We start from the raw sequence: 24367 nt of genomic DNA, 5'->3' as shown, positions 1-24367 counted from the left end.
AGTACGGCTCCTTGTGCTGTGGCTCGGATACCTGATGCTCGGACGGCTTGCCTACCGGGGTGTGCTCTGACGCTCGCGCGTGCCTCGATGAGGAGGACTCGGGCAGGGTAGGCACATGGACCCTTGGACTTATGCCCTTGGGGCGCTGGCCGACGACCTGCCGGCGGCCTCGGATCCTCGCCCTAGCCGGCGAAGGCGGTATCGACTCCTCGCCAAGGCTCGACAGAACGACTGTGCAGTCGTTGCTGTCTTGTCGTTCTCCTCAGATGGACTGTTCCAGACTCACGGCTCCTACAAGCTTGAACAAGGGCAGTGGAAGTTCCTCTTTGGTGGAGGTGGGGATCGGGATTGGGAAGATATCTCGCCTCTGCCCGCTGGCGGGCGCGCAACCACGATTTCGGCGTCTTCCGGCGGATTCGGCTTCCCGGCATGGCGGCTCATTCGCGTTGCCGTAGACGGCCCCGAGACAGCGGCACTCGGACACGAGTCCGAGCCGAACAACGGTCATCTCATCGTGTTCGACTGACGGAGACCCAAGGTCCGCTCCTGCCGCGTTCCGCGGATGTGCCGAGATGAGTACGACTGCTGATCCACAGACAAGCGGTGGTCTCCGTGGGTGGTGAGGCACCTGCTTGGGTGATTCCGGAACTGATCGATGAAGGTGTGGACTCGTGTGGTCCTCCGGGCCTCTCTCGCCGTTGCAGCGGGATGGGGGTCATCTGCCGGTAGCTGATGCGATGCCCAGGCGGGAGTCGAAGGGTCTTGCGAGGGTCAACCCTGCGGTGCACAACCCTGAAGTGGTCCCCTCTTCCTTGCGTGAGCGAGCGGATTGGGCGGTTTCGAACGCTAAGCGTCGGCGCTTGTCGTATCACCTGTTCGGTCAGAGTGTTGTCGCCGGGGGCCGCCCACCGTGCGGATAGTTCACGCGTGAACTACGTTGCCGATGGCCGACAAGGGAGTGCCGATGACCACGTCCAGCAATCTGCGACTGAACGACCAGCTGTGCTTCGCGTTGTATGCCGCGACGAACCAGGTGACCCGCGCGTACCGACCTCTGCTGGAAGCCGTCGGGCTGACGTATCCGCAGTATCTGGTGATGCTCGTGCTGTGGGAGTCCGATGACCAACCCGCCCACGAGATTGCCGACCGGTTGCAGCTGTCGCCGGCCGCGGTCAGCCCCATCCTGGGGCGCCTCGAGGAAGCTGGGCTCGTCGTGCGCGCCCTGGACCCGGACGATGCGCGAAGTCGTCGAGTTCGCCTCACAACCCAGGGCGCTGCCGTCGAGCTGGGCGCGTCGCGCGCGCAGCTGAACGTCGTCGAGCAGACCGGATTGTGCGGCGATGAGCTGAGCGGGCTGCGAGACGACCTGCACGACCTGGTGATGCGGATGTCGGGGGGAACCTCGTGATGGCGCACAGCGCACCACTCGACGAGTGGACCGGCGAAGGCGACGAGGCGCAGTCGTTGGGCGACCTGCTGGTCCGCTGCGCATCGGGGGACGAGGCCGCGTTCGAGCACGTCTACGCCGCGACGGCGCCGCGCGTTTTCGGGCTCGTGCTGCGCGTCGTGGTCCAGCACGCACTCGCCGAGGAGATCACCCAGGACGTCTTCGCGTACGTGTGGGCCGAGGCCGGGCGGTACGAACCGTCGCGGGGCAGTGCAGCCGGCTGGATTCTGACCATTGCGCACCGCCGCGCAGTGGACCGGGTCCGCAGTGTCAGTGCGAGCCGCGCCCGTGAGGACGTGTGGACACGGAAGGTGACGCAGGCACCATTCGACTCGACCGCCGAGTCGGCACACACCTCCTTCGAGGCCGCCCGAGTCCGAGGTGCACTTGCAGCGCTCACGATGAAGCAGCGCACCGCCGTCCAGCTCGCGTACTTCAACGGCCTGACATACACCGAGGTTGCTTCGCACCTGGGCATTCCGCACAGCACCGCGAAGACCCGTATCAGGGACGGGTTGCGCTCACTGGCGCATGCTCTCGACCCAGAGGTTGCCAGCGCCTAGAGGAGCCCACGTCGGGCGCGCGGTTCGGTGGCTGGTCCTACAGGCGCCGCCCGAGTGCGCTGGATGTCAGACCTGCACCTCGCGATCTCGAGCCACCAGTGTTCGGCACCTGCAGACCCTCTCTCCCATGGAGGCGGTGCTGTTGGGAGATGACGCGCTGGTGAGCGTTGATGTGAGCGTGGAATGCACGATCGAGCGACCCTGCGCGGACGTAGCGGCCTTCGCCGGTGACCCGGGTAGGGCTCCGGAGTGGTACGCCAACATCGTGTCCGTGCACTGGCTGACATCCCCTTCCCTGTCCGTGGGTCGAGGAAGTGAGCGCGTCCGAACTCAGCCGGCAGTGACGTCCGGGCTCTTCGCCGAGGGGCCGAGCGCCTGGACGAGAGCAGCGAGGCGGCTGGCCTCACCACGGCCGTACTCCGCGTCGGCCTTCTGGATCGCCATGATGGCCAAGGTGTCGGTGTCGTCGAGCTCGACGGTCACCCACGGGTCGCCGCCGCCGAACCGCACATCGACGATGCTGCGCCACGGCACGACGCGGGTGGTGATGAGGTTGCGCACCGTGAGGCCCTCGCGGGTGGGCACCGCGCGGATGGAGGCAAACCTCCACAGCAGGAAGGCGATCGCCACCCCGACGCCCGCGAAGAAGATCTTGTCGCCGGTGCGCCACGTCCCGGCCTCCGCGGGTCCCGGGAGGAAGACTGCGATGACCCCGAACAGCAGGAGGGTCGCGGCAGCCATCCCGAGCGCCATCACCCGACCACGGCGCGGCTGGAACACCGCGAACGCGGTGGCCTCGTCGGACCGCCCAGCGGCACTCGTGTCGTTCACAACCGGCACGCAGCGATGTCCGTCACGAGGATGGCCCGGGCACCGAGGTCCCACAGCTCGTCCATGATCGCGTTCGTCCGCGACCGCGGCACCATCGCCCGGACGGCCGCCCAGTCCTTGTTCTGGAGCTGGGACACGGTCGGCGACTCCAGGCCGGGGGTGATCGCGCAGGCGTCCTCGACGAGGTCCACCGGCACGTCGTAGTCGAGCATGACGTAGTGGCGGGCGGTGATCACGCCGGTGAGGCGACGGCGCAGCACCTCGACCGCGGCGGTCTCGCCGCTCCCCTCGCGACGGATGAGGACCGCCTCGCTGCGCAGGATCTCGTCACCGAAGACCTCCAGCCCCTGCTGGCGCAGGGTGGTGCCGGTCTCCACGACGTCGGCGATCACGTCGGCCACCCCGAGGGTGATCGCGGTCTCGACCGCGCCGTCGAGGCGGACGACCTCGGCATTGATGCCGAGACCGGCCAGGTGCTTCTCGACGAGGCCGGAGTAGCTGGTCGCGACCCGGCGACCGGCGATCTCCTCGACGGAGGCGCACGTGCCGGGCTTCGCGGCATACCGGAAGGTCGAGCCGCCGAACCCGAGCGTCATGACCTCGATGGCCGCGCTGCCCGAGTCGAGCAGCAGGTCGCGGCCGGTGATGCCGCAGTCCACGGTGCCGGAGCCGACGTAGACGGCGATGTCGCGCGGGCGCAGGTAGAAGAACTCGACGTCGTTGTCGGCGTCGGTGAGGACGAGCTCCTTGCTGTCGCGACGGACGCGGTAGCCGGCCTCGCGCAGCATCTCGACAGAGGCCTCGGACAGGGAGCCCTTGTTGGGCACGGCAATTCGCAGCATTGGGGTGTGGTTCCTAGAGGTGGGTGTAGACGTCGTCGAGGCTGATGTCTGAGGCGATCATGAGCACCTGGAGGTGGTAGAGCAGCTGGCTGATCTCCTCGGCCGTGCGCTCCTTGCCCTCGTGCTCGGCAGCCATCCAGACCTCGGCCGCCTCCTCGACGATCTTCTTCCCGATGGCATGCACGCCGGCGTCCAGCTCACGGACGGTGCCCGAGCCCTCGGGGCGGGACACCGCCTTCTGGGCCAGCTCGGCGTACAGGTCGTCGAAGGTCTTCACGCGTCAAGGGTACGGGTGGGGTGCCGCCCCCGACGAACCCGGTCGGGCGGTGGTCAGGCAGGCACCGTCCGGGCCGGGGCACCATACGTGGTCGTGCGCTCCCGGACCGGGCGGCCGATGCCACCGGCGATCTCGGTGAGCTCGGCGACGGTCTTGGCGGAGCCGTGCTCGGAGCCGGCCATCCGGCTGATGGTCTCCTCCATGAGCGTGCCGCCGAGGTCGTCCGCGCCACCGGTGAGCATCGCGCGAGTGCCGTCGACGCCGAGCTTGACCCATGACGTCTGCACGTGGTCGATCCGACCGTGCAGCATGAGGCGTGCCACCGCGTGGACAGCACGGTTGTCGCGCAGCGTGGGCCCGGGGCGGGCGAGGCCGGCGAGGTAGACCGGGGCGTTCGTGTGGACGAACGGCAGTGGCACGAACTCGGTGAGCCCGCCCGTGCGGTCCTGGAGCTCCTGGAGGCGGCGCAGGTGGCCGACCCAGTGGCGCGGGTGGTCGACGTGGCCGTACATCATCGTCGAGCTGCTGGGGATGCCGAGCTCGTGCGCGGTGGCGACGATCTCGAGCCACTGGTCGGCGGGCAGCTTGCCCTTGGTCAGGACCCAGCGCACCTCGTCGTCGAGGATCTCGGCGGCGGTGCCCGGTATGGAGTCGAGCCCGGCGTCCTTGACCTCCTCCAGCCAGGCGCGGGCGGAGACGCCCTGCTTGGCCGAGGCGGTCGCGATCTCCATGGGAGAGAAGGCGTGCACGTGGATGCCGGGGGCCGCGGACTTCACGGCGCGGACGATGTCGGCGTACGCGCCGGCCTTGAGGTCCGGGGAGATCCCGCCCTGGAGGCAGACCTCTGTGGCACCGAGCGCCTGGGCCTCCGCGGCGCGGGTGCCGACCTCCTCCAGCGAGAGGGTGTAGGCGTCGGCGTCGGTCTTGCGCTGGGCGAACGCGCAGAAGCGACAACCGACGTAGCAGACGTTGGTGAAGTTGATGTTCCGGTTGACGACGTAGGTGACGTCGTCCCCGACGACCTCGCGCCGCAGGTGGTCGGCCAGTGACGTCAGCGCCTCGAGGTCGTCACCGTCGGCGGTGAACAACGTCAGGTAGTCCGCGTCGGACAGGCCGGCGGGGTCGGACTCGGCGCGGGCAAGGGCTGCACGGGCGTCGCTGGGCAGCAGGGCGGCCGAACCGTCGATGCGCGTCGCCACCTCGTCCCAGTCGCCGTAGACCTGGTCGAAGTCGCTGCGGCGGTCGGCGGTCCGCCCGGTCGTGTCGATGCTGGCGTGCAGGTCGGTACGACCGGAGCCGGCGCCGAGGTCGCTGAGGCCACCATCCGGCTCCTGCCACGGCAGACCGGTCGCCACGGCACCCACGCGGGCCAGGCCGGTCACGGGGTCGGCGAGGGCCTCGACGTGCGGGCGCACGCGCGGGTCGAACCACGGCTCGTCGCCGGACAGCCCTCCACGGACGAACCGGGGGTGCGCGGTCAGCCGCTCGGCCAGTTCCAGCCCCGACTCGGCGGTCCACTGCTCGAGGCGCTCGATCTCGGGCCAGGGGCGCTCGGGGTTCACGTGGTCGGGCGTGACGGGCGAGACGCCACCCCAGTCGTCGACACCGGCGGCGAGCAGGCGCGCGATCTCGCTGGGCTCGGACAGGTTCGGGGGCGCCTGCACGGTGACCGTGGGCCCGAGCAGGAGGCGGGTCACCGCGATCGTGGCGAGGTACTCCTCCTCGCCGAGGTCGGGGGTCGAGCGCATCGCGGTGTCATCCTTGGCCCGGAAGTTCTGGACGATGCACTCCTGGACGGTGCCGTACTCGCGGGCCACGTGGCGGATCGCGAGGATGCTGTCGACCCGGTCCTGGGCGTCCTCGCCGATGCCGACGAGGATGCCGGTCGTGAACGGCACGCCGACGCGGCCGGCGTCCTCGAGGACCCGCAGGCGGACCGCGGGATCCTTGTCGGGAGAACCGAAGTGCGCTCCCCCGGGCTCCTCGAACACCGCCCGCGAGGTGGTCTCCAACATCATGCCCATCGAGGGGGCGACGGGCTTGAGCCGCTGGAGGTCCGACCACGTCATGACACCGGGGTTGAGGTGGGGCAGCAGACCGGTCTCCTCCAGCACGCGGATGGACATCGCGCGGACGTACGAGAGCGTGTCGTCGTACCCGTGCGCGTCGAGCCACTCCCGCGCCGCGGGCCAGCGGTCCTCGGGCCGGTCACCGAGGGTGAACAGCGCCTCCTTGCAGCCCTGAGCCGCCCCTGCCCGCGCGATCTCCAGCACCTCGTCCGGGGAGAGGTATGGCGCGGGGAGACGACCGGGGACGGTCGCGAACGTGCAGTAGTGGCAGCGGTCGCGACACAGCCTCGTCAGCGGGATGAAGACCTTGCGCGAGTAGGTGACCACGCCGGGTCGGCCGGCGGCGACCATTGCGGCGTCCCGGACCCTGCTGGCCGAGGTGAACAGCTGCTCGAGGTCGGCGCCGCGGGCCCCCAGCAGGACCAGGGCCTCCGCCGCATCCAGGGCCTTGCCGTCCCGGGCCCGGGCCAGCGCCCGTCGCATCGCGTTGTCAGTCACTGCGTGAGCCTAACCACGGCGTCGCGCCCCCGCGCAGGGGGCCGTGCCGGTGTTGAGCCAGCGTTGTTCGGGCGGGTCCTCCGCAGGGCGCGGAGGGCGGCGGACGGGCAGCGCGCCCGGGTGGGTCCAGACGTGCAGGTCAGACGTGCAGGTCGCGCAGGGTGACCGCGGTGGCCACCGCTGCTGTCGCCGCCTCGTGGCCCTTGTCCTCGCTCGACCCCTCGAGCCCGGCCCGGTCGAGAGCCTGCTGCTCGTCGTCGCAGGTCAGCACGCCGAACCCGATGGGCACGCCCGTGGTGATGCTGATCTGGGTGAGCCCGGTCGTCACGCCCGAGCAGACGTAGTCGAAGTGCGGGGTGCCTCCGCGGATGACGACGCCAAGGGCGACGAGCGCGTCGTGGGTCGGGGCGAGCCGGGCGCAGGCGACACTCAGCTCTACTGCGCCGGGGACACGGACCACCGCAGGGCTCTCGATCCCCGCGTCGGCGAGGCCGCGGACCGCACCTGCCACGAGCCCGTCCATGACCACGTCGTGCCACGACGCCGCGACGATCGCGACCCTCAGGCCCGTGCCGTCCACCGCGATGGTCGGGGCTCCGTGTCCACTCATCCTGCTGCTCCACTCACGTCAGTGCTCTCGATGACCAGGCGGTGTCCCATCCGGTCGCGCTTGGTGCGCAGGTAGTGCTCGTTGGTCGGCAACGGCGCGATGCTGATGGGCTCGACGGCGGGCACCTCGATGCCGTGCTCGCGCAGGGCCTCGACCTTGAGCGGGTTGTTCGTCAGGAGCCGCACGGCTTCGATGCCGAGGTCGACGAGCACGGCTGCGCCGGCGGCATACTCCCTCGCGTCGATGGGCAGGCCGAGCTCGACCTGGGCGTCGACGGTGTCGAGGCCCTGGTCCTGGAGGGCGTACGCCTGGAGCTTGGCCACCAGGCCCACACCCCGTCCCTCGTGGCCTCGCAGGTACACCACCACGCCACCCTCGGCGGCAACCCGCTCCAGGGCCCGCTCCAGCTGGGGGCCGCAGTCGCACCGCTGGGAGCCGAAGGTGTCACCGGTGAGGCACTCGGAGTGCAGGCGCACCAACGGCGCTCGTCCGGACAAGCCACGGGGGCTCACGAGGGCGAGGTGCTCGGCACCGGTGACGACGTCGCGGTAGCCGACGGCCCGGAAGGTGCCGTGGGCGGTGGGGAGCTCGGTCTCGGCGAGCCGCCGGACGCGGTCGTGGCGCTGTCGCCACGCGATGAGCTGGGCGATCGTCACCACCGGGAGGTCGGCCCGGGCACCCGCGTCGAGGACCTCGGGCAGGCGCATCATCGTGCCGTCGTCGTTGACCAGCTCACCGATCGCCCCCACCGGAGCCAGCCCGGCGAGGCGGCACAGGTCGACCGCCGCCTCGGTGTGACCGGGACGCTCGAGGACGCCACCGTCTTTGGCGCGCAACGGGATCACGTGCCCGGGCCGGACGAAGGAGTCAGCGGTGGAGGCCGGGTCGGCGAGCAGCCGGATCGTGCGGGCACGGTCGACGGCACTGATGCCGGTGGTCACCCCGACCGCGGCGTCGACCGTGACCGTGTAGGCGGTGCGGCGGGGGTCGCGGTTGTCGGCGACCATCAGCGGCAGGCCCAGGCGGTCGGCCGTCTCGCCGGTCACCGGCGCGCAGAGGTAGCCGCTCGTGTGGCGGATCGTCCACGCCAACCACTCGTCGGTAAGGGTCTCGGCGGCGAGCACGACGTCACCCTCGTTCTCGCGGTCCTCGCTGTCGGTCACGAGGACCGGGCGGCCGTCGCGCAGCGCCTGGAGGGCCTGCTCGATGGTCGCGAGGCGGCTCATGCCCCCACCCCGGCCAGCTCGCGATCAGGCTGCGTCTCCTCGCGGGATGCCTTGAGCCACACGAAGAAGCCGTAGACGACCAGGGCGCCGTACACGGCATACAGGACCGCCGAGGGATAGAACTTGGAGTGCACCAGCAGCGGGACACCGACGAGGTCGACGGCGATCCAGGCGAGCCAGAAGTCGTTCCAGCCACGGGCCATCGCATAGGTGGCGACGATCGACCCCACGAAGATCCAGGCGTCGCACCAGAAGTACCAGCGGGGCGCCGGCCAGCCCGCCCCGATGGCGGCGAAAACCCACTGGAGGACGACCACTCCGGCGACCCAGAACCCGAGGTAGGCCAGCCGTTCGCGGGCGGTCGCCCAGCGAGGGGTGATCGCCGGGCGGTCGGTGCCCTCGGCCCGGTTGGCCCGCCGCACCTGCCGCCACAGCAGCCAGCCGTAGATGCTCGTGATGATGAAGAAGACCTGGCGGCCGGCCTGGCCGTAGAGGGTGGTGTGCTGAGGGTTGGAGAAGGCGACGCCGAAGAACACGGTGAACAGCAGCGCGTTGCCGACGATGCCCACCGGCCAGGCCCACACGCGTCGCCGCATGCCGCCGATGGCCGAGGCGAACCCGAAGGCGTTGCCGACGATCTCGCGCCACAGGATGTGCTGCGAGCCGATGGTCAGCTGGGCCTCGAAGAGGCGGTCGAGCAGGTTCATGCGTGGTCCTCCTGTGCGGCGTCCCCGTCGGCGGCGCCGGCCTGCTGGGTCATGAGCCGCTCGACGTACTTGGCGATGACGTCGACCTCGAGGTTGACGGGGTCGCCGACGTCCTTGTGGCCCAGGGTGGTGAGGTCGAGCGTGGTCGGGATGAGCGAGACGGTGAACGAGGTGTCGTCGACAGAGGCGACGGTGAGGCTCACCCCGTCGACGGTGATGGAGCCCTTCTCGACGACGTATCGGGCCAGCTCCGGCGGGAGCGTGAAGCCCACCACCTCCCACCGGTCGCCCGGGGTGCGGTGCGTGATGGTCGCGGTGCCGTCGACGTGGCCCTGCACGACGTGGCCCCCGAACCGCCCGCTCGCCGGCATGGCGCGCTCGAGGTTGACCTTGGCGCCGGGGACCAGGGCGCCGAGGCTGGACCGTCGGAGCGTCTCCGCCATGACGTCGACGGTGAACTCACCCCCTCCGTGCTCGACGACGGTGAGGCAGACGCCGTTGACGGAGATGGACGCGCCGTGGACCGCATCGGTCGTCACGAGTGGTCCGCTCACCGTGAGGCGGGCCGAGTCCTCGCCGGTGTCGAGCCCGACCACGTGGCCGAGCTCCTCGACGATTCCGGTGAACATCAGTGGATCTCCTTCAGGGAGGCGGTGATTCGCACATCGGTTCCGAGCACGGTGATGTCGGTCGGCTCGAGGCGAAGGGCGTCGGTGATGGTGGTGATGCCGAGGTCGCCCACCGAGGGGCGTCCACGGCCGAGGAAGACGGGGGCGACGTAGGCGATGACCTCGTCGACGAGGCCGGCGGCGAGGAACGCGGCGGCCATCGTCGGCCCACCCTCGAGCCACACGTGGTGGATCTCGGCGTCGGCGAGGCGCGTGAGCACCTCCTTGGGGTCACGGGTCCGCAGGTGCCACGTCGGTGCGGAGTCGTCGAGCACGCGGGCACCGGGTCGCAGGTCGCGCTCCCCCACGACGACCCGCAGGGGCTGGTCGTCGAACAGCGTGCCGTCGGCCCGACGGGCGGTGAGGCGCGGGTCGTCGGTCAGGGCGGTGCCGGTGCCGATGATGACGGCGCCGCACCGGGAGCGCCGGGCGTGGACGTCGTCCCGGGCGACCGGCCCGGTGATCCACTGGCTGGTGCCGTCGGCCGCGGCGCTGCGCCCGTCGAGGGTGGACGCGAGCTTCCACGTCACCCACGGACGTCCTGTGGTGACCAGGTGGGTCCAGGTGGCGTTGAGGGCCGTGGCCTCCTCGTCGAGGACGCCGCTGACGACCTCGACTCCTGCGTCACGGAGCACGTCGGCGCCGCCGGCGGCACGGGGGTTCGGGTCGGACTGGGCGTGGACGACCCGGGCGACCCCGGCGTCGAGGAGCGCCTGTGCGCAGGGCTGGGTGCGTCCGGTGTGGTTGCAGGGCTCGAGGGTGACGTAGGCCGTCGCGCCCCGGGCGGCGTCACCGGCCCGGCCCAGCGCGTCGGCCTCGGCGTGGGCGGTCCCGGCTCCGCGGTGCCAGCCCTCGGAGACCAGGTCGCCGTCGGCGGAGACGAGGACGCAGCCGACCCGCGGGTTGGCGTCGGGCAGACGCCCCCGCGCAGCGAGCTCCAAGGCGCGACGCATCCAGGCGACATCGCGGTCCGCCCGGACCTGGTCGCGCGGTTCGTCCTGTTGGTGCATGTCCTGCCCTCGTGCTCGAGACCGATGGTCGAGCTCCGGGGGACGTGCGGGCAGGGTCGACGGGTGCCCGGGGCGCGACGTCGGACGTCGTCACCACCGGACAGGACCGAGGGTCCTGCCTTGCGTGCTGCCTACCATCCGGACTTTCACCGTCGGTCCTGGAGTTCCACCAGGTCAACCGGCCGCTGGCTGCGGCCGGGTCGCGGACTGTCACCGCCGGTTCGGAATTGCACCGACCCCGGAGCACGTGCTCCCAGTATGCCAGCGTGGTCGCCGCAGCGTGTAGCCGACATCCGCGTGACGGTCCTCACCGCCCCTGCGGGTCAGTGCTGGTGGCGGGTGGCCAGCTCGCGCAGCTCGTCGACGGCAGCCGCGGCGTCATCCGCGCCGTACACCGCGGACCCGGCGACGAACACGTCGGCGCCGGCCTCGGCACACTGCTCGATGGTCGTGGCGGACACTCCCCCGTCGACCTGCACCCACACCTCGCCACCGGATCGGCGCACCGCTTCGCGCACCTGTGCGAGCTTCGGCATCTGGTCCGCCATGAACGACTGACCGCCGAACCCGGGCTCGACGGTCATGACGAGCACCATGTCGAGGTCGGTGAGCAGCTCCTCGTAGGGGGCGAACGCGGTCCCGGGCTTGAGCGCCATACCGGAACGCGCTCCGGCGGCACGGATGGACCGGGCGACCTCGCGCGGGTCGCGGGCCGCCTCGACGTGGAAGGTGACGGACGAGCCACCGGCCTCGGCGTACCGCGGCGCCCAGCGGTCCGGGTCCTCGATCATGAGGTGGCAGTCGAGCGGGATCGGGCTGACCCTGGCCAGCGCCTCGACGATCGGGAGCCCGAGCGTCAGGTTCGGCACGAAGTGCCCGTCCATGACGTCGACGTGCGCCCAGTCCGCGTTGCGGATGCGGGCCAGCTCGGACTCGAGGTTGGCGAAGTCGGCCGACAGGATGCTGGGCGAGATCTGCACGGCGCTCACCCTAACGGTCGATGACGCGGGGGAAAGACGGACCCGGGACCCGGCGGGACGGCATCATCGCGCTCATGGTGTGGGTGGCCGCAGCGGTGCTGCTGGTGGTGGTCGTGATGGCCGTGAGGGTGCGGCGGGCGCTGGGATCACGGCGCGTCCTCGTGCAGCTCCGCGACCTGATGGTCGCCGGGCACCACCAGCAGGTGCTCGACCGTGAGCTGCCCGCGGAGCCCTTCGCCGAGGAGGGCCGGTCGCTGAAGGTAACCAGTGCAGTCCTCACCGGCCGGTACCAGCTGGCCCTGGACCTGCTGGACCAGTGCGCTGACGACGGGAGGTCCGTCGCCGGGACCTCCACCGCGGCGCGTCTCCGGGCCGTCAGTCTCCTCGGGCTGGGCCGCTATGCCGAGGTCGCCCGGATGCTCGGGGACGAGCCGCCTCCCGGTCCGATGCGACGGCTGCGGGCGCAGACCGCGATCGAGGTGGGTGACGACGACCTCGCCACCACCCTGCTCGCCGACGCGTACGCCGACCCGCTCGAGGAGGCTGGCCGACTCCGACTGCTCGGGGACCTGGCCATCAGGCGAGGTCGGCTCGAGGAGGGTGACCGACTCGTACGAACCGCCCGCGCGAGCTATGCCGGGAGCGGTGCGGCCGGCGCCCAGGTCGATGTCGCCCTGTGCTCCCTCCACCTCGCCCAGGCCAGGCTTGCCGCCGGGCTCCCGGCGGAGGCCCTGCACCACGCCCGTGCCGGGATCAAAGGGCTCGCCGTGCGACCGGACCACGCCCCGGGGTTCGCCGAGGGGTACGCCATCGCCGCCCGTGTCGCAGCGGCCCTCGGGAACAGCGACGAAGCCGGGCAGCACCTGGCCGAGGCCCAGCAGCACGCGTCCCGCTGCCAGTCGCCGCCCCTCGATGCCGAGCTCAGGAGGACCGCCGCCCTCGTCGCCGTCGACCTCGGGGACCACGAGGTCGCCCGCAGGCTGATCTGGGAGGCCATCGGCGCACACGACCGGCTCGGGGCCAGACCTGTCGTCGCAGAGCTGCACGCGAAGCTGACCGAGCTCAAGGGCTGAGAGCCGCCCGGGGTGAGGACTGCTCAGCGGGTCTTGCGCAGGAGGGCCAGGAACATGCCGTCGGTACCGTGCAGGTGCGGCCACAGCTGGACGGTCTTGCCGCCCCCGGGCACGTCCACGACCTCGCCCGAGGCGTCACGCAGGTACTCGCGGGCATCCAGGAGCTCGACGTCGTCGCGCTTGCGGGTGACGTCGCGCACGACGAACTGCGTCTCGGCCAGGTGCGGGCTGCACGTGGCGTAGGCGATGACGCCACCGGGCGCCGTGGCGTCGATGGCCGACGCCAGGAGCTCGCGCTGCAGGGCCCCGAGGTCGGCGAGGTCGGCCGGGGTCCGACGCCAGCGGGCCTCGGGACGGCGGCGCAGCGCACCGAGGCCGGTGCACGGCGCGTCGACGAGGACACGGTGGTAGCGACCGGGCTCGTCCTCGCCGTAGAACCTGCCGTCACCGGTACGTACGTCGATCGTCCGACCGTGGGCACCGGCCTGGAGCAGGGCCGGGCGCAGGGTCTGTCGCACGAGCTCCGTACGGTGCTCGGTCACCTCGTTGGCCGTGAGGTCGGCGCCGGCCTGCAGCGCCAGCGCGGCCAGCAGTCCCGCCTTGCCACCGGGACCCGCGCAGAGGTCCAGCCACTGCTCGGGTGCCTCGGCCTCGACCGGCACCGCGGCGAGGGCGAGGGCGAGCAGCTGCGAGCCCTCGTCCTGGACCGCGGCTCGCCCCTCACGCACCGCCCGTATGGCGCCCGGGTCACCTCCGGGAAGGATCGCACCGACCGGGGAGAGCCACGAGGCCTCGGCGCCGTCGTCGACGAGCTCACTGACGCTGCTGAGGCCAGGGCGTGCGACGAGGGAGACCTTGGCCGGGTCGTTGTCCGAGGCGACGAGCGAGCTGAGGTCGTCGTCGATCGTCTCGGCCGTGGCTGCGCCGTGGCCGAGCAGGGCGGCGCGCAAGGCCTTGACCACCCACTCCGGGTGGGAGTGCTCGACGGCGAGCCGGGCCGTGAGGTCACCGTTCGTCGGGACGACCTCGGCCAGCCACGCGTCGAGGTCGCGCTCGCTGATGCGGCGCATCACGGCGTTGACGAACCCGGCAGCGCCCGCACCGTTGACCTTGCGGGCCAGGGCCACCGTCTCGTCGACCGCGGCGTGGGTGGGGACACGCATGCCGAGCAGCTGGTGCGCACCGAGGCGCAGCGTGTCGACGACGTTCTCGTCGATCTTCGCGATCGGTCGTGCGGCGGCGACGGAGATGATCGGGTCGTAGAGGCCGTGCATGCGGACCGCGCCGTAGACCAGCTCGGTCGTGAACGCGGCGTCCCGGCCTCGGATGTCCTTGTCCCGCAACACCTTCGGGAGCTCGAGGTTGGCGTAGGCCCCGTCGGCGACAGCACGCATCACCGTGTAGGCGGCGAGCCGCTGCGGGTCGCTCGTGCGGCCGCGTTCGCTCGGCTTCTGCGCCGAGCGCTCCCGCCCGCCGTGCGCGCGCTCGGGACGCTGCCGCCCCTGGGCGTTCCGTCGAGGACCAGCGGCACGACGTTCGCCGTCCCGCCCACCCGGGCCGCCGCGGCGGTTGTCGTCGGGTCGACCGCTGCGGTTGTCGTCGCGCCGGCCGCCGCCGTCGGACTCGCTCATGCCTGTGCCTCGACCATGGTGAAGGACTCTCCTCGTGCGATGCGGGTGCCGCGCGCCCAGTCGGGGGCGGCCATGTCCTTCTTGCCGTGCGGGCGCACCTGGCCGAGCAGGACCGGGGTGGTCCCGGTGCCGACCCAGACCTCACGTTTGCCCGCGACGACCTCGCCGGGGGCCAGGCCCTCGGGGGCGTCGGCGGCGGTCAGCGAGACCGGCGCCAGCTTGACCCGCTCGCCGCGAAACGTCGTCCAGGCACCCGGTGCCGGGGTACAGCCGCGGACGAGCCTGTCGACCGCGACGGCAGGCCTGTCCCACCGGACCTGCGCGTCGGCCACCTCGATCTTGGGCGCCAGCGAGACCCCCTCGGGGCTCTGCGGCACGGGTCGCAGCGAACCGTCCTCGATCCCGTCCATCGTCGCCACGAGCAGCCCGGCTCCCCCTTCGGCGAGACGACCCAGGAGGTCACCGGAGGTGTCGGTGGGACGGACGCGTTCGGTCATCACGCCATACACCGGGCCGGTGTCCAGGCCCTGCTCGATGAGGAAGGTGGACGCACCGGTCATCTCGTCGCCGGCCATGAGCGCGTGCTGGACCGGGGCCGCGCCGCGCCATGCAGGGAGCAGCGAGAAGTGCAGGTTGACCCAGCCGTGGCGGGGGACGTCGAGAGCCACGCGCGGGATGAGCGCGCCGTACGCCACGACGGGGCACACGTCGGGCTCGAGCTCGCGCAACCGCTCGAGGAAGTCCTCCTCCCCGGGCTTGCGCGGGGTGAGCACCTCGATGCCGTGCTCCTGCGCCCACTGCCGGACCGGTGACTGGGCGAGGCCACGGCCGCGCCCGGAACGGGCATCCGGTCGCGTGACGACCGCGACCACCTCGTGCTCGGAGGCATGGAGTGCGGCCAGGGCCGGGACCGCGACCTCGGGGGTACCGGCGAAGACGAGGCGCAGGCTCACAGGCTCCTGCCGAACGTCGCGTGCGGGCTGACCTTGACGGTGGGCGCGGCCTCGCCCGACCACTGGGCCTCGCGGATCGCCCGCATGGCGAGCTTGCGCTGCTCGCGGTCCATCCGGTCGATGAACAAGATGCCGTCGAGGTGGTCGGTCTCGTGCTGGATGCAGCGGGCCATGAGCTCGGAGCCCTCGATGAGGACCGGCTCCCCGAACTGGTTGAAGCCCTTGGCCACCACCCGCAGCGACCGCGGCGTCTCGAACTTCATGCCGGGGAACGACAGGCAGCCCTCCTCGCCGTCCTGCATCTCGTCGGACAGCGACAGGTCGGGGTTGACGAGGTGCCCGAGCTCGCCGTCGATCCAGTACGTGAACACGCGCAGGCCCACGCCGATCTGCGGTGCCGCAAGGCCAGCGCCGGGCGCGTCCATCATCGTGTCGGTGAGGTCCTTGACCAGCTGGCGGAGCTCACGGTCGAAGTCGACGACGGGTTCGGCGGCGGTGCGCAGCACCGGGTCACCGAAGAGGCGGATGTTCTGGATCGACACGGCGTCCAGTCTAGGTGCGACCGTATGGCGCGGCGCGCACCGCCGCAGCGGAGCTCACTTCGGTAGGGACCGCTTCGCGAATGTCGTTCTGCTGCGGGCGAACTCGCGCGCGTTGGGTGTGGACAACTCTTTCGTCATCGTTCGAACACCTGTACGATTAGGACATGTCGACCGCTCCCCTCAGCACCGTCCCCGATGCACTCGCGCCGGGCAGCTGGGGTGTGCGGAACCGGGACCTGTGGGACCGCACCGCCGCAGTCGCGGGACGGTTGAACCGGGCGCAGGCCGAGCTGGTCGACATCATCGACGAGGTCATGACCGGCAGTCACTGGGGTGAGGGCGGGTTCAAGTCCCCCGAGCACTACCTCGTCGTCCGGGCCGGGTTGGCCCCTGCCCACGCCGCCGACATCGTCGCCGTCGCACGGCGCCGCACCGAGCTGACCGACGCTGGGACTGCACTGTCTGCCGGTGAGCTCTCCCTGGACCAGGTCGCGGTCCTGGCCCGCAACGTGCCCGCGAGTCACCAGAAGTCGCTGACCCGGTTCGCCCGCGAAGCAACCGTGCCCCAGCTACGCCGTGCGGTCCGGATGCACGCCTTCCCCGCCGACCCAGCACCCGAACCGGGCGACGACGGGCCAGCAGCGACCGGCACCGCGCCAGACGCCCGCACCCTGGTGAGGGAAGAGCACGACGCCGCGAAGGCCTCGATCGCGGAGCAGCGGGCCTGTGCCCGGCCCGAGCTGACCATGACCTACGACGCTGATGGTCGGTTCCAGCTGCGGTACTCCGCGCCCGCGACTACCGGCGCCCTGGTCGAACAAGCTGTGAAGGAGGCCAAGGATGCGTTGTTCACCCGCCGCCGTGACACCGACAACGGCAAGACCGGGAGCGATGCCGCCAGCGATGGCCGTGCCGATGGCGCCGAGTCGGGCGCAGGGCTGGGCCACAGCCAGGACCCGCACGCCGGGTTGCCGACCTATGCCGACGCGCTCGAGGAGATGGCGAACCGGTCGCTGGCCTCGATCACCTCGACATCACGGGCGGCGCACTACCGGGTGTACCTGCACCTGGACACCAACGGTGCCTGGGCCACCGGCGGGCACGCGATCCCCACGCGGCTGCTGAGCCGGTTCATCAGCGATGGTGTGGTCCAACCCGTCTGGGAAACCCAAGGGCGACCGGTCTCGGTCGGGCGGTCGATGCGGATCCTGCCCGAACGCTCCCGACGCCTGGTCCTGGACCGCGACCGCGGCTGCCGGTTCCCCGGCTGCCCGACCACCAACACCGGCTTCGTCGAGATCCACCACCTGCATCCCTGGGCCGATGGCGGTGCCACTGACACGACCAACCAGATCTCGTTGTGCACCAGGCACCACGACGGCATCGACCGTGGCGACTTCCAGATCACCGGTGACCCCGACCGACCCGACGGACTGACCGTGGTCAACCGGTACGGGCTACCCATCCGCCCACCCCGACCCGCAGAGACAGCCCCACCACCCGGCGGCGACCCGACCATTCCGGCCGGCACCTACCGACCACCCACCGGCGGCAACGCCAGCTGGAACGACATCGAGCTCCCCTCCGACCTCGAGATCACCCACCCCGAACTCGCCCGCACCAAACCACCAGGCCGCCCCACCCGCACACCCCGCACGTCCCGAACACCCAACGGCTCAAGCGCACGCAGGACCACGTCCTCAGGAGCCGGACTCGTCATCATCTCCGAAGGCCTCATCCCCTGGGAGACCGAACCGCCACGCTGACCTCGCGTGGAGGCAGACCCTTCGACCTCTACCGAGGCGAACGCAGGCCGCTGCGCCGGCCGAGCATGAAGCCCACCAGGCCGCTCAGCAGGAGAAGTCCGGTCAGCGACACGATCAGGCCCGCCTGTCGTCGCTCCGAGACGACCGCCAGCGCAGACGCCGACCCTGGGTCCAGCGGCGCGTAGGCGAACCAGCCGAACTGTGCCTCGCTCTGCCCGACCCACAGGACGGTTCCTGTGACGAGGAGCGCGAGGACCAGCACCACGAGACCGCGGAACCGCGTACGAGAGCTCACGGACGCAATGTAGGCCAATGGCGCAGGCAACGAGGACCTTCGCGGATCCTCCGGTCAAGGCCACAACCAGTTGCAGGGGCAGGGGCAGGGGCAGGGGCAGGGGGCGGGGCCGCGAGCACCGACAGGACGCCGGGTCACGACAGGACCGCGGCGCCTGGGCGTCGACCCGTCCTACGTCGCGGGGTCGGGTGGGTCGACCCGCACCTGGACGCTGACGGGCTCCTTGCGGGCGCTGCGCTTGGCGCGCATCGCAGTCAGTGAGGCCGCCAGGGCGTCACGATCGGCGAGCGGGACGCGCAACAGCATCCGGACGGCGTCGTCGGGCAGCGGCAACGGCCCAAGTCGTTCGGTGGTCCCGGCGAGCTCGGCCTGCACCAGGGCGGCCTCGACCGCTCGGCGTTCGCCACTCACGGCGGCCATCACCACGGTGGGCGGCAACGACAGCGCCGCCCGGTCGGCGAGCTCGCGCGCGGCGAACCAGACCGGGTCCCAGCGCACCAGCGCCTCGACGACGGGCAGCGTCGTGTGGCCGGGGGCCCCGCACAGCACCACCTGGCCACGAGACGCAGAACCTCTGGTCAGGGCAGCAGCCGCGAGCCAGCGACGCAACGCCTCCTCCCCCGCGTCCAGCGTCGGGCGGTCGAGCGAGGCCCACGCATCGAGCAGCAGGGTCGCGGCGTACCCGCCCTCGGCCACCGGCTCGGCCCCCGGAGTCGCGATGACCAACGACGGTGTGGCGGCGACCCGGTCGAGCACGGCACCTGCGCCGGAGGTGTGCACCGGCACCCCGGGGAACGCCCGCCCCAGCTCCTCGGCGGTGCGCCGGGCACCGACGACGGACGAGCGCAGCTCACGACCACCGCACTGGCGGCACTCGAACCGGCCCACCCCACGACCGCACCAACGGCACGCGGGCTCGGCCCCACGCCCGGTCACCGCGATCGGCCCTGAGCAGTGCGCGCAGCGAGCCGGGGCACGGCAGGTCTGGCAGGCCAGCGACGGGACGTACCCCCGCCGGGGCACCTGCACCAGCACCGGACCGGTCTCGAGGGCGGCCTTGGCGGTGCGCCACGCGACAGACGGCAGGTGCGCGCTGGCAGCGGCCGGGTCGCGCTCGAGCTCCAGGCCCTCCCCCGCGACGACGACGCGCGGCACGGCACCGCGGACAGGACCCGCGGCGCTGATGGGTCGCAGGGTGCCGGTCTCGACGAGCTGTTGCACGGCCACCGTCCGGGTGAACCCGCCGGACAGCACGGCGGCTCCCTCGACGGCGGCTCGCGTGAGCAGCACCTCCCGGACGTGCGGGTATGGCGCGCGAGGCTCCTCGTGGTTGTCGTCACCGTCGTCCCACCACGACACGAGACCCAGGTCGCGCACCGGGGCGAAGGCCGCCGCGCGGGTGCCCACCACGACCGAGACGTGGCCCCGAAGCACCTTGAGCCAGGCGGTGTACCGCGCCTGCGGGCCCTGGTCGGCAGTCAACCGGACATGACGACCGGGTCCGAGCGCGGCGGTCAGGGCGGCGTCGACGCGCGTGACGTCCCGGTGGTCGGGGACGACCAGCAGGGCCCCCCGCCCTCCGGCGACGGTCGCGGCAGCCGCTGCCGCCAGGGCAGCCGGCCAGTCGGCCGCGGGATCGGTCGTGGGCAGCGCGAGCCACGAGGCGGCAGGGGCGTCCCCGGCGGTGAGGCGGGAGAGGAACGCCGGCCCGGCGGCATACCGGCTCCAGGCGGGTCCGGGCCCCGAGGGGGCCGGCAGCGGGTCTGGCGCTGGCGGCTCGAGGGACAACGCCTTCTCCGCGGCGGCGTGCCGCGGCGGCACCGACAGCCGCAGGACGTCACCGAGGGTGCCTGCGTAGCGGGCTGCCACGGCTCGGGCCACGGCGAGCTGCCGCTCGGTGAGCACCGGCTCGGGCGAGACGACCCGACGGATCGGGGCCAGCCGACCGTCGTGCTCGGCCGCCGCCTTGCGAGAGACGAGGAACCCGTCGAGGTCCTGCCCGGCGAACCGCACCTTGACCCTCGCACCCGGTACCGCGGTCTCGGCGAGGGCCGCCGGCACGAGGTACTCGAAGGGCCGGTCGAGGTGGGCCAGGCCGGTGTCGACGACGACCGCAGCGACCGGGTCGGTCTCGGCGAGCTCCTGGTCGGCGGCCTTCGTGGGCCGCGGCGCCTTGGGCAGGGCGGCGCGGATCAGCGACAGCTGCTCGGCGCTCCCCGGATCGGACACACCGGAAAACTAGTCGACCCGGCCGACATCCCTGCGGGGCAGGGGGTCGGCCGGGTCGGCTGGACGGTGCGGTGACCGGTGGGTCAGCCCTTGACGGCGCGCTGGAGGGCCTCGACGCGGTCGGTGCACTCCCAGGTGAAGGCGTTCTCGACGCCCTCGACCGAGGTGCGACCGAAGTGGCCGTAGGCCGCCGTGGCCTTGTAGATCGGGCGGAGCAGGTCGAGCTGGTCGACGATGGCACCGGGTCGCAGGTCGAACACCGAGGTGATCGCGGCCTGGATCTTGTCGACCGGCTCGGTCTCCGTGCCGAAGGTCTCGACGTAGAGGCCGACCGGCTGCGCCTTGCCGATGGCGTAGGCGACCTGGACCTCGCAGCGGCGGGCGAGCCCGGCGGCGACGATGTTCTTGGCGACCCAGCGCATGGCGTACGCGGCGGAGCGGTCGACCTTCGACGGGTCCTTGCCTGAGAACGCACCGCCACCGTGGCGGGCCATGCCGCCGTAAGTGTCGACGATGATCTTGCGGCCGGTGAGGCCGGCGTCGCCCATCGGGCCACCGATCTCGAAGCGACCGGTCGGGTTGATGAGGCTGCGGTAGCTCGAGGTGTCGAGGTCGGTGCCGGTCTCGGCGAGCTCGGCGAGGACCGGGGCGATGACGTGCTGCTCGATGTCGGGCGCGAGCAGGTCGTCGAGGGAGATGTCGGACGCGTGCTGCGTCGACAGGACGACGGTGTCGAGCTTGACCGCCCGGTCGCCCTCGTAGCCGATGGTGACCTGGGTCTTGCCGTCGGGACGCAGGTAGGCGACCTTGCCGGACTTGCGGACCTCGGTGAGGCGCTCGGCCAGTCGGTGCGCGAGGTAGATCGGCAGCGGCATGAGCTCGGCGGTGTCCTCGCAGGCGTACCCGAACATCAGGCCCTGGTCGCCGGCACCCTGCTTGTCGAGCGGGTCCACGCCGCCGGTGCGGTTCTCGTGCGCGGTGTCGACGCCCTGGGCGATGTCGGGCGACTGCTCGCCGATGGAGATCGAGACGCCGCAGGAGGCTCCGTCGAAGCCCTTCTCGGAGGAGTCGTACCCGATGCCCTTGATGGTGTCGCGCACGATCTGGGCGATCGGGACGTAGCTGCGGGTGTCGACCTCGCCGGCCACGTGGACCAGGCCGGTCGTGACCATCGTCTCGACGGCCACCCGGCTGCTCCTGTCCTCGGCCAGCATGGCGTCGAGGATCGAGTCGGAGATCTGGTCACAGATCTTGTCCGGGTGTCCCTCGGTGACGGACTCGGACGTGAACAGGCGTGCGGACACTCAAATCTCCTTCGGGGGCAGCGGCTGCTGACTGACGGCCGCGAGCCGGAGCCGCACGGACCTCGCGAGTGTACCTACGTCACAAGATCTGCTGGACGGCATCCCACACTGCGGCAGAGATCTCTTCCTTGGGCGCCGGCCCGGCATCGACCACGTGGCTCGACCCCAGCCGCAGGATGTGCACGGTGTTGTCGTCGAGCCCGAACGTCTTGTCGGTACCGACCTCGTTGACGACGAGCAGGTCGCAGCCCTTGCGCGCGAGCTTGGCCCGGGCGTGGTCGAGGACGCTGCCGTCCTCGTCACCGGTCTCGGCGGCGAAGCCCACGATGACCGGGCTCGCGTCGTCGCCGCGACGGGCCACCAGCCCGGCCAGGACGTCGGGGTTGCGGACCAGCTCGATCGTCGGGGCGGCATCGGGGTCGGCGGCGTCGTGGGTCTTCTTGATCTTGGAGTCGGTGTAGTGCGCCGGACGGAAGTCGGCCACGGCCGCGGCCATCACCACGACGTCGGCACCGGGTGCGGCGGCCGCGACCGCCGTCTCCAGCTCGAGCGCCGTCTGCACGGGCACCACGATCACGCCCTCGGGCGCCGCGAGCGAGGTGTTGGCCGCGACGAGGACGACCCGGGCGCCGCGGCGGGCGGCGACGGTCGCGAGGGCGAAACCCTGCTTGCCCGAGCTCCGGTTGCCCAGGAAGCGCACGGGGTCCAGCGGCTCGCGGGTGCCCCCTGCGGTGATGACCACGGTCCGACCCTCGAGCCCGCCCTCGACACCTCCACCGGAGGCGCCTGCGGCCCCGACGATGTCGTCCGCCGTCGGGACGGTCCCGTCGTCCGTGACCTGCCCCGCCCCCTCCCCGTCGTCGGGGGCGGCGCCGGGCCGGGGCGGGTACTTCGAGGGCACCACCGCGGGGGTGCCGTGGAGCAGGATCCGCTCGCACACGGCATACAGGTCGGCGGGCTCGGGGAGCCGGCCGGGACCGGTGTCGGCGCCCGTGAGGCGACCGGACGCCGGCGGGATGACGTGGACCCCGCGCTCGATGAGCGTCGAGATGTTCGCCTGCGTGGCCGCGTGCTCGTACATCTCGGTGTGCATGGCCGGGGCCACGACCACCGGGCAGCGGGCGGTGAGCAGGACGTTGGTGAGCAGGTCACCGGCCAGCCCGTGGGCGGCCTTGGCGACGAGGTCGGCCGTCGCCGGTGCCACGACCACGAGGTCCGCCGACTGGCCGAGGCGCACGTGCGGCACCTCGTGGACCGAGTCCCAGACACCGGTCGAGACCGGCTTGCCGGACAGCGCCTCCCAAGTGGGGGCGCCCACGAAGCGCAGGGCCGACTCGGTCGGCACCACGGTCACGTCGTGGCCGGCCTCGGTGAACAGGCGCAGCAGGGAGCAGGCCTTGTAGGCCGCGATCCCGCCGGCGACCCCGAGGACGATGCGCGCCACTGCGCTGTCGTTCCCTGCTCCCCTGCCGGGCTCAGCTCTCGATCGGCTCGGAGGTGACCAGGCCCTGGTTGATCTCGCGCAGGGCGATGGACATCGACTTCTCGTGGACCTGGCTGTCGACGAGGGGGCCGACGTACTCGAGCAGGCCCTCCTGGAGCTGGCTGTAGTACGCGTTGATCTGGCGCGCGCGCTTGGCGGAGTAGATGACCAGGGCGTACTTGGAGTCGGCCTTGGTGAGCAGGTCGTCGATCGGGGGGTTGGTGATGCCGATCGGGTTCGCGACGGTTCCGGACACGGGGGAAATCACTCCTGAAGTTGAGATGACGAAGGCGTCAGCGGGGGTGGTGCGACGCAGACGTCAGTGGGATCGCATCAATGATACGAGTTCTTCGGCTGCCCGACGAACATCGTCGTTGACGATGGTGACGTCGAACTCGTCCTCGGCGGCCAGCTCGACCTTCGCGGTCTCCAGTCGGCGGGTCCGCTCCTCCTCGTCCTCGGTGCCGCGTCCGACCAGCCGGCGGACCAGCTCGTCCCAGCTCGGCGGAGCGAGGAAGACGAAGAGCGCCTCGGGCATGCTCGCCCGGACCTGGCGGGCACCCTGGAGGTCGATCTCGAGCAGGGCCATCCTGTGGTCGCGCAGGGACTGCTCCACCGGGCCCCGCGGGGTGCCGTAGTGGTTGCGCCCGTGCACGACCGCCGACTCGATGAGCTCGCCGGCCTGCTCCATCCGGGTGAACTCGGCCTCGTCGACGAAGTGGTAGTGCGTCCCGTCGACCTCGCCGGGGCGGGGCTTGCGGGTGGTGGCGCTGACCGACAGCCACACCTCGGGGAAGTGGTCGCGCACGTAGGCGGACAGGGTGCCCTTGCCGACCGCGGTGGGTCCGGCCAGGACGACGAGGCGCCGGGGGCGCTCCTCGCCGGCGAGGTCGGGGCGGCTCACGCCTCGTCGAAGCGGGTGAGCAGCGCCGAGATCTGGTTGGCGCCGAGACCACGGACGCGGCGGCTCTCGGAGATGCCGACCTCCTCCATGATCTGGCGGGCGCGGACACGGCCGACGCCCGGCATCGACTCCAGGAGGGCGGAGACCTTCATCTTGCCGACCACGTCGTTGCCCTTGCCGTCCGCGATGACCTCCTTGAGGGAGCCCTGCGCGTACTTCAGGCGGTTCTTCACAGCGGCTCGCTCGCGGCGGGCCACAGCGGCCTTCTCCAGGGCCGCTGCTCGCTGCTCGGGCGTCAACGGGGGAAGTGCCACAGCATTACTCCTTGTGAGGTGTACAGGTGTCGTTCGAGATGTCGTCCGAGGGGTCGTCCGAACGTCGTCCACTCTTCGCCTCGGACTCTAGCAACCGATCGAGCTCGTTTCTCGCCGAGGTCCTGGGCGTGGGGACCGCTTCGTC

Annotated in this window: 24 protein-coding genes and 1 riboswitch; of the genes, 4 read left to right on the top strand and 20 right to left on the bottom strand. The window is 71.5% G+C overall.

The features are described 5' to 3' along the window. Window positions 1-964: 964 nt before the first annotated feature. Both ABD286_RS00365 and ABD286_RS00360 read left to right on the top strand, forming a co-directional pair. Window positions 965-1408, top strand: coding sequence for a MarR family winged helix-turn-helix transcriptional regulator (locus tag ABD286_RS00365; RefSeq protein WP_344189155.1), 444 nt, complete (start codon window positions 965-967; stop codon window positions 1406-1408). Continuing rightward, window positions 1408-2010, top strand: a complete 603-nt coding sequence (locus tag ABD286_RS00360; RefSeq protein WP_344189154.1) for a sigma-70 family RNA polymerase sigma factor — start codon at window positions 1408-1410, stop codon at window positions 2008-2010. Before ABD286_RS00365 ends, ABD286_RS00360 begins: the two co-directional genes overlap by 1 nt. Before the next feature lie 330 nt (window positions 2011-2340). On the opposite strand, the gene ABD286_RS00355 is transcribed toward ABD286_RS00360, so the two are convergent. The 10 genes from ABD286_RS00355 to rpe all read right to left on the bottom strand — a co-directional run bounded on the left by ABD286_RS00355 (window position 2341) and on the right by rpe (window position 11728). Continuing rightward, window positions 2341-2841 carry a PH domain-containing protein gene (locus ABD286_RS00355; protein ID WP_344189153.1) on the bottom strand — a complete coding sequence of 167 codons (501 nt, stop codon included), beginning with the start codon at window positions 2839-2841 and terminating at the stop codon, window positions 2341-2343. Beyond that, window positions 2838-3683, bottom strand: a complete 846-nt coding sequence (hisG, locus tag ABD286_RS00350) for an ATP phosphoribosyltransferase (RefSeq protein ID WP_344189151.1) — start codon at window positions 3681-3683, stop codon at window positions 2838-2840. Before hisG ends, ABD286_RS00355 begins: the two co-directional genes overlap by 4 nt. A 13-nt stretch (window positions 3684-3696) precedes the next feature. Beyond that, the gene (locus ABD286_RS00345; RefSeq protein ID WP_344189149.1) at window positions 3697-3960 is read right to left on the bottom strand and encodes a phosphoribosyl-ATP diphosphatase; all 264 of its coding nucleotides are present in this window, start codon (window positions 3958-3960) and stop codon (window positions 3697-3699) included. Between the two features lie 53 nt (window positions 3961-4013). Then, on the bottom strand, window positions 4014-6527 hold the full coding sequence (locus ABD286_RS00340) for a bifunctional FO biosynthesis protein CofGH (RefSeq protein WP_344189147.1): 2514 nt from the start codon (window positions 6525-6527) through the stop codon (window positions 4014-4016). A gap of 139 nt (window positions 6528-6666) precedes the next feature. Next, the gene (ribH, locus tag ABD286_RS00335) at window positions 6667-7137 is read right to left on the bottom strand and encodes a 6,7-dimethyl-8-ribityllumazine synthase (RefSeq protein WP_344189145.1); all 471 of its coding nucleotides are present in this window, start codon (window positions 7135-7137) and stop codon (window positions 6667-6669) included. Further along, window positions 7134-8363: a bifunctional 3,4-dihydroxy-2-butanone-4-phosphate synthase/GTP cyclohydrolase II gene (locus ABD286_RS00330; protein ID WP_344189143.1), complete on the bottom strand. Its 1230-nt coding sequence runs from the start codon at window positions 8361-8363 to the stop codon at window positions 7134-7136. Before ABD286_RS00330 ends, ribH begins: the two co-directional genes overlap by 4 nt. After that, the gene (gene pnuC / locus ABD286_RS00325; RefSeq protein ID WP_344189141.1) at window positions 8360-9070 is read right to left on the bottom strand and encodes a nicotinamide riboside transporter PnuC; all 711 of its coding nucleotides are present in this window, start codon (window positions 9068-9070) and stop codon (window positions 8360-8362) included. Before pnuC ends, ABD286_RS00330 begins: the two co-directional genes overlap by 4 nt. Then, window positions 9067-9699: a riboflavin synthase gene (locus ABD286_RS00320; protein WP_344189139.1), complete on the bottom strand. Its 633-nt coding sequence runs from the start codon at window positions 9697-9699 to the stop codon at window positions 9067-9069. Before ABD286_RS00320 ends, pnuC begins: the two co-directional genes overlap by 4 nt. After that, window positions 9699-10748 carry a bifunctional diaminohydroxyphosphoribosylaminopyrimidine deaminase/5-amino-6-(5-phosphoribosylamino)uracil reductase RibD gene (gene ribD / locus ABD286_RS00315; protein WP_344189137.1) on the bottom strand — a complete coding sequence of 350 codons (1050 nt, stop codon included), beginning with the start codon at window positions 10746-10748 and terminating at the stop codon, window positions 9699-9701. The genes ABD286_RS00320 and ribD overlap by 1 nt, the downstream gene beginning before the upstream one ends. 120 nt (window positions 10749-10868) lie before the next feature. Next, window positions 10869-10999, bottom strand: a riboswitch (FMN riboswitch). 72 nt (window positions 11000-11071) lie between these two features. Further along, a complete protein-coding gene (gene rpe, locus ABD286_RS00310; protein ID WP_344189135.1) occupies window positions 11072-11728 on the bottom strand; it encodes a ribulose-phosphate 3-epimerase in 657 nt (218 codons plus the stop codon). Window positions 11729-11748: 20 nt separating this feature from the next. Between rpe and ABD286_RS00305 the strand changes: the two genes are divergently transcribed. After that, window positions 11749-12801, top strand: coding sequence for a tetratricopeptide repeat protein (locus ABD286_RS00305; protein WP_344189133.1), 1053 nt, complete (start codon window positions 11749-11751; stop codon window positions 12799-12801). 23 nt (window positions 12802-12824) lie between these two features. On the opposite strand, the gene ABD286_RS00300 is transcribed toward ABD286_RS00305, so the two are convergent. Genes ABD286_RS00300 through def form a run of 3 tightly spaced genes read right to left on the bottom strand, consistent with a single transcriptional unit; the run spans window position 12825 to window position 15927 of the window. Continuing rightward, window positions 12825-14432: an RsmB/NOP family class I SAM-dependent RNA methyltransferase gene (locus ABD286_RS00300; RefSeq protein ID WP_344189131.1), complete on the bottom strand. Its 1608-nt coding sequence runs from the start codon at window positions 14430-14432 to the stop codon at window positions 12825-12827. Next, the gene (gene fmt / locus ABD286_RS00295; RefSeq protein WP_344193176.1) at window positions 14429-15379 is read right to left on the bottom strand and encodes a methionyl-tRNA formyltransferase; all 951 of its coding nucleotides are present in this window, start codon (window positions 15377-15379) and stop codon (window positions 14429-14431) included. Before fmt ends, ABD286_RS00300 begins: the two co-directional genes overlap by 4 nt. A gap of 2 nt (window positions 15380-15381) precedes the next feature. Beyond that, window positions 15382-15927: a peptide deformylase gene (gene def, locus ABD286_RS00290; protein ID WP_344189129.1), complete on the bottom strand. Its 546-nt coding sequence runs from the start codon at window positions 15925-15927 to the stop codon at window positions 15382-15384. A gap of 164 nt (window positions 15928-16091) precedes the next feature. Here def and ABD286_RS00285 point away from each other — a divergent pair, with 164 nt between their 5' ends. Beyond that, window positions 16092-17693 (top strand): HNH endonuclease signature motif containing protein, encoded by a 1602-nt coding sequence (locus ABD286_RS00285; protein WP_344189127.1) that lies wholly within the window; start codon window positions 16092-16094, stop codon window positions 17691-17693. Window positions 17694-17721: 28 nt separating this feature from the next. Here ABD286_RS00285 and ABD286_RS00280 read toward each other — a convergent pair whose 3' ends face one another. From ABD286_RS00280 to mihF, 7 genes are all read right to left on the bottom strand, one after another. Then, the gene (locus ABD286_RS00280; protein WP_344189124.1) at window positions 17722-17988 is read right to left on the bottom strand and encodes a hypothetical protein; all 267 of its coding nucleotides are present in this window, start codon (window positions 17986-17988) and stop codon (window positions 17722-17724) included. Window positions 17989-18159: 171 nt separating this feature from the next. Next, on the bottom strand, window positions 18160-20217 hold the full coding sequence (locus ABD286_RS00275; protein WP_344189122.1) for a primosomal protein N': 2058 nt from the start codon (window positions 20215-20217) through the stop codon (window positions 18160-18162). A gap of 83 nt (window positions 20218-20300) precedes the next feature. Beyond that, window positions 20301-21521 (bottom strand): methionine adenosyltransferase, encoded by a 1221-nt coding sequence (metK, locus tag ABD286_RS00270; protein WP_344189120.1) that lies wholly within the window; start codon window positions 21519-21521, stop codon window positions 20301-20303. Between the two features lie 79 nt (window positions 21522-21600). Further along, window positions 21601-22965 carry a bifunctional phosphopantothenoylcysteine decarboxylase/phosphopantothenate synthase gene (locus ABD286_RS00265; protein ID WP_344189118.1) on the bottom strand — a complete coding sequence of 455 codons (1365 nt, stop codon included), beginning with the start codon at window positions 22963-22965 and terminating at the stop codon, window positions 21601-21603. Between the two features lie 31 nt (window positions 22966-22996). Then, entirely contained in the window at window positions 22997-23260 is a 264-nt protein-coding gene (gene rpoZ / locus ABD286_RS00260; RefSeq protein ID WP_344189116.1) for a DNA-directed RNA polymerase subunit omega, read from the bottom strand. Between the two features lie 63 nt (window positions 23261-23323). Then, window positions 23324-23908: a guanylate kinase gene (gmk, locus tag ABD286_RS00255; RefSeq protein WP_344189113.1), complete on the bottom strand. Its 585-nt coding sequence runs from the start codon at window positions 23906-23908 to the stop codon at window positions 23324-23326. Beyond that, window positions 23905-24222 carry an integration host factor, actinobacterial type gene (gene mihF, locus ABD286_RS00250; RefSeq protein ID WP_056882257.1) on the bottom strand — a complete coding sequence of 106 codons (318 nt, stop codon included), beginning with the start codon at window positions 24220-24222 and terminating at the stop codon, window positions 23905-23907. Before mihF ends, gmk begins: the two co-directional genes overlap by 4 nt. Between the last annotated feature and the right edge of the window lie 145 nt (window positions 24223-24367).

Origin of the sequence: Pedococcus aerophilus, assembly GCF_039532215.1 — a bacterium.
Classification (GTDB): Bacteria; Actinomycetota; Actinomycetes; order Actinomycetales; family Dermatophilaceae; genus Pedococcus; species Pedococcus aerophilus.
The sequence above is the reverse complement of the archived record's forward strand: the minus strand, read 5'-3'. Positions and strand labels throughout refer to the sequence as shown.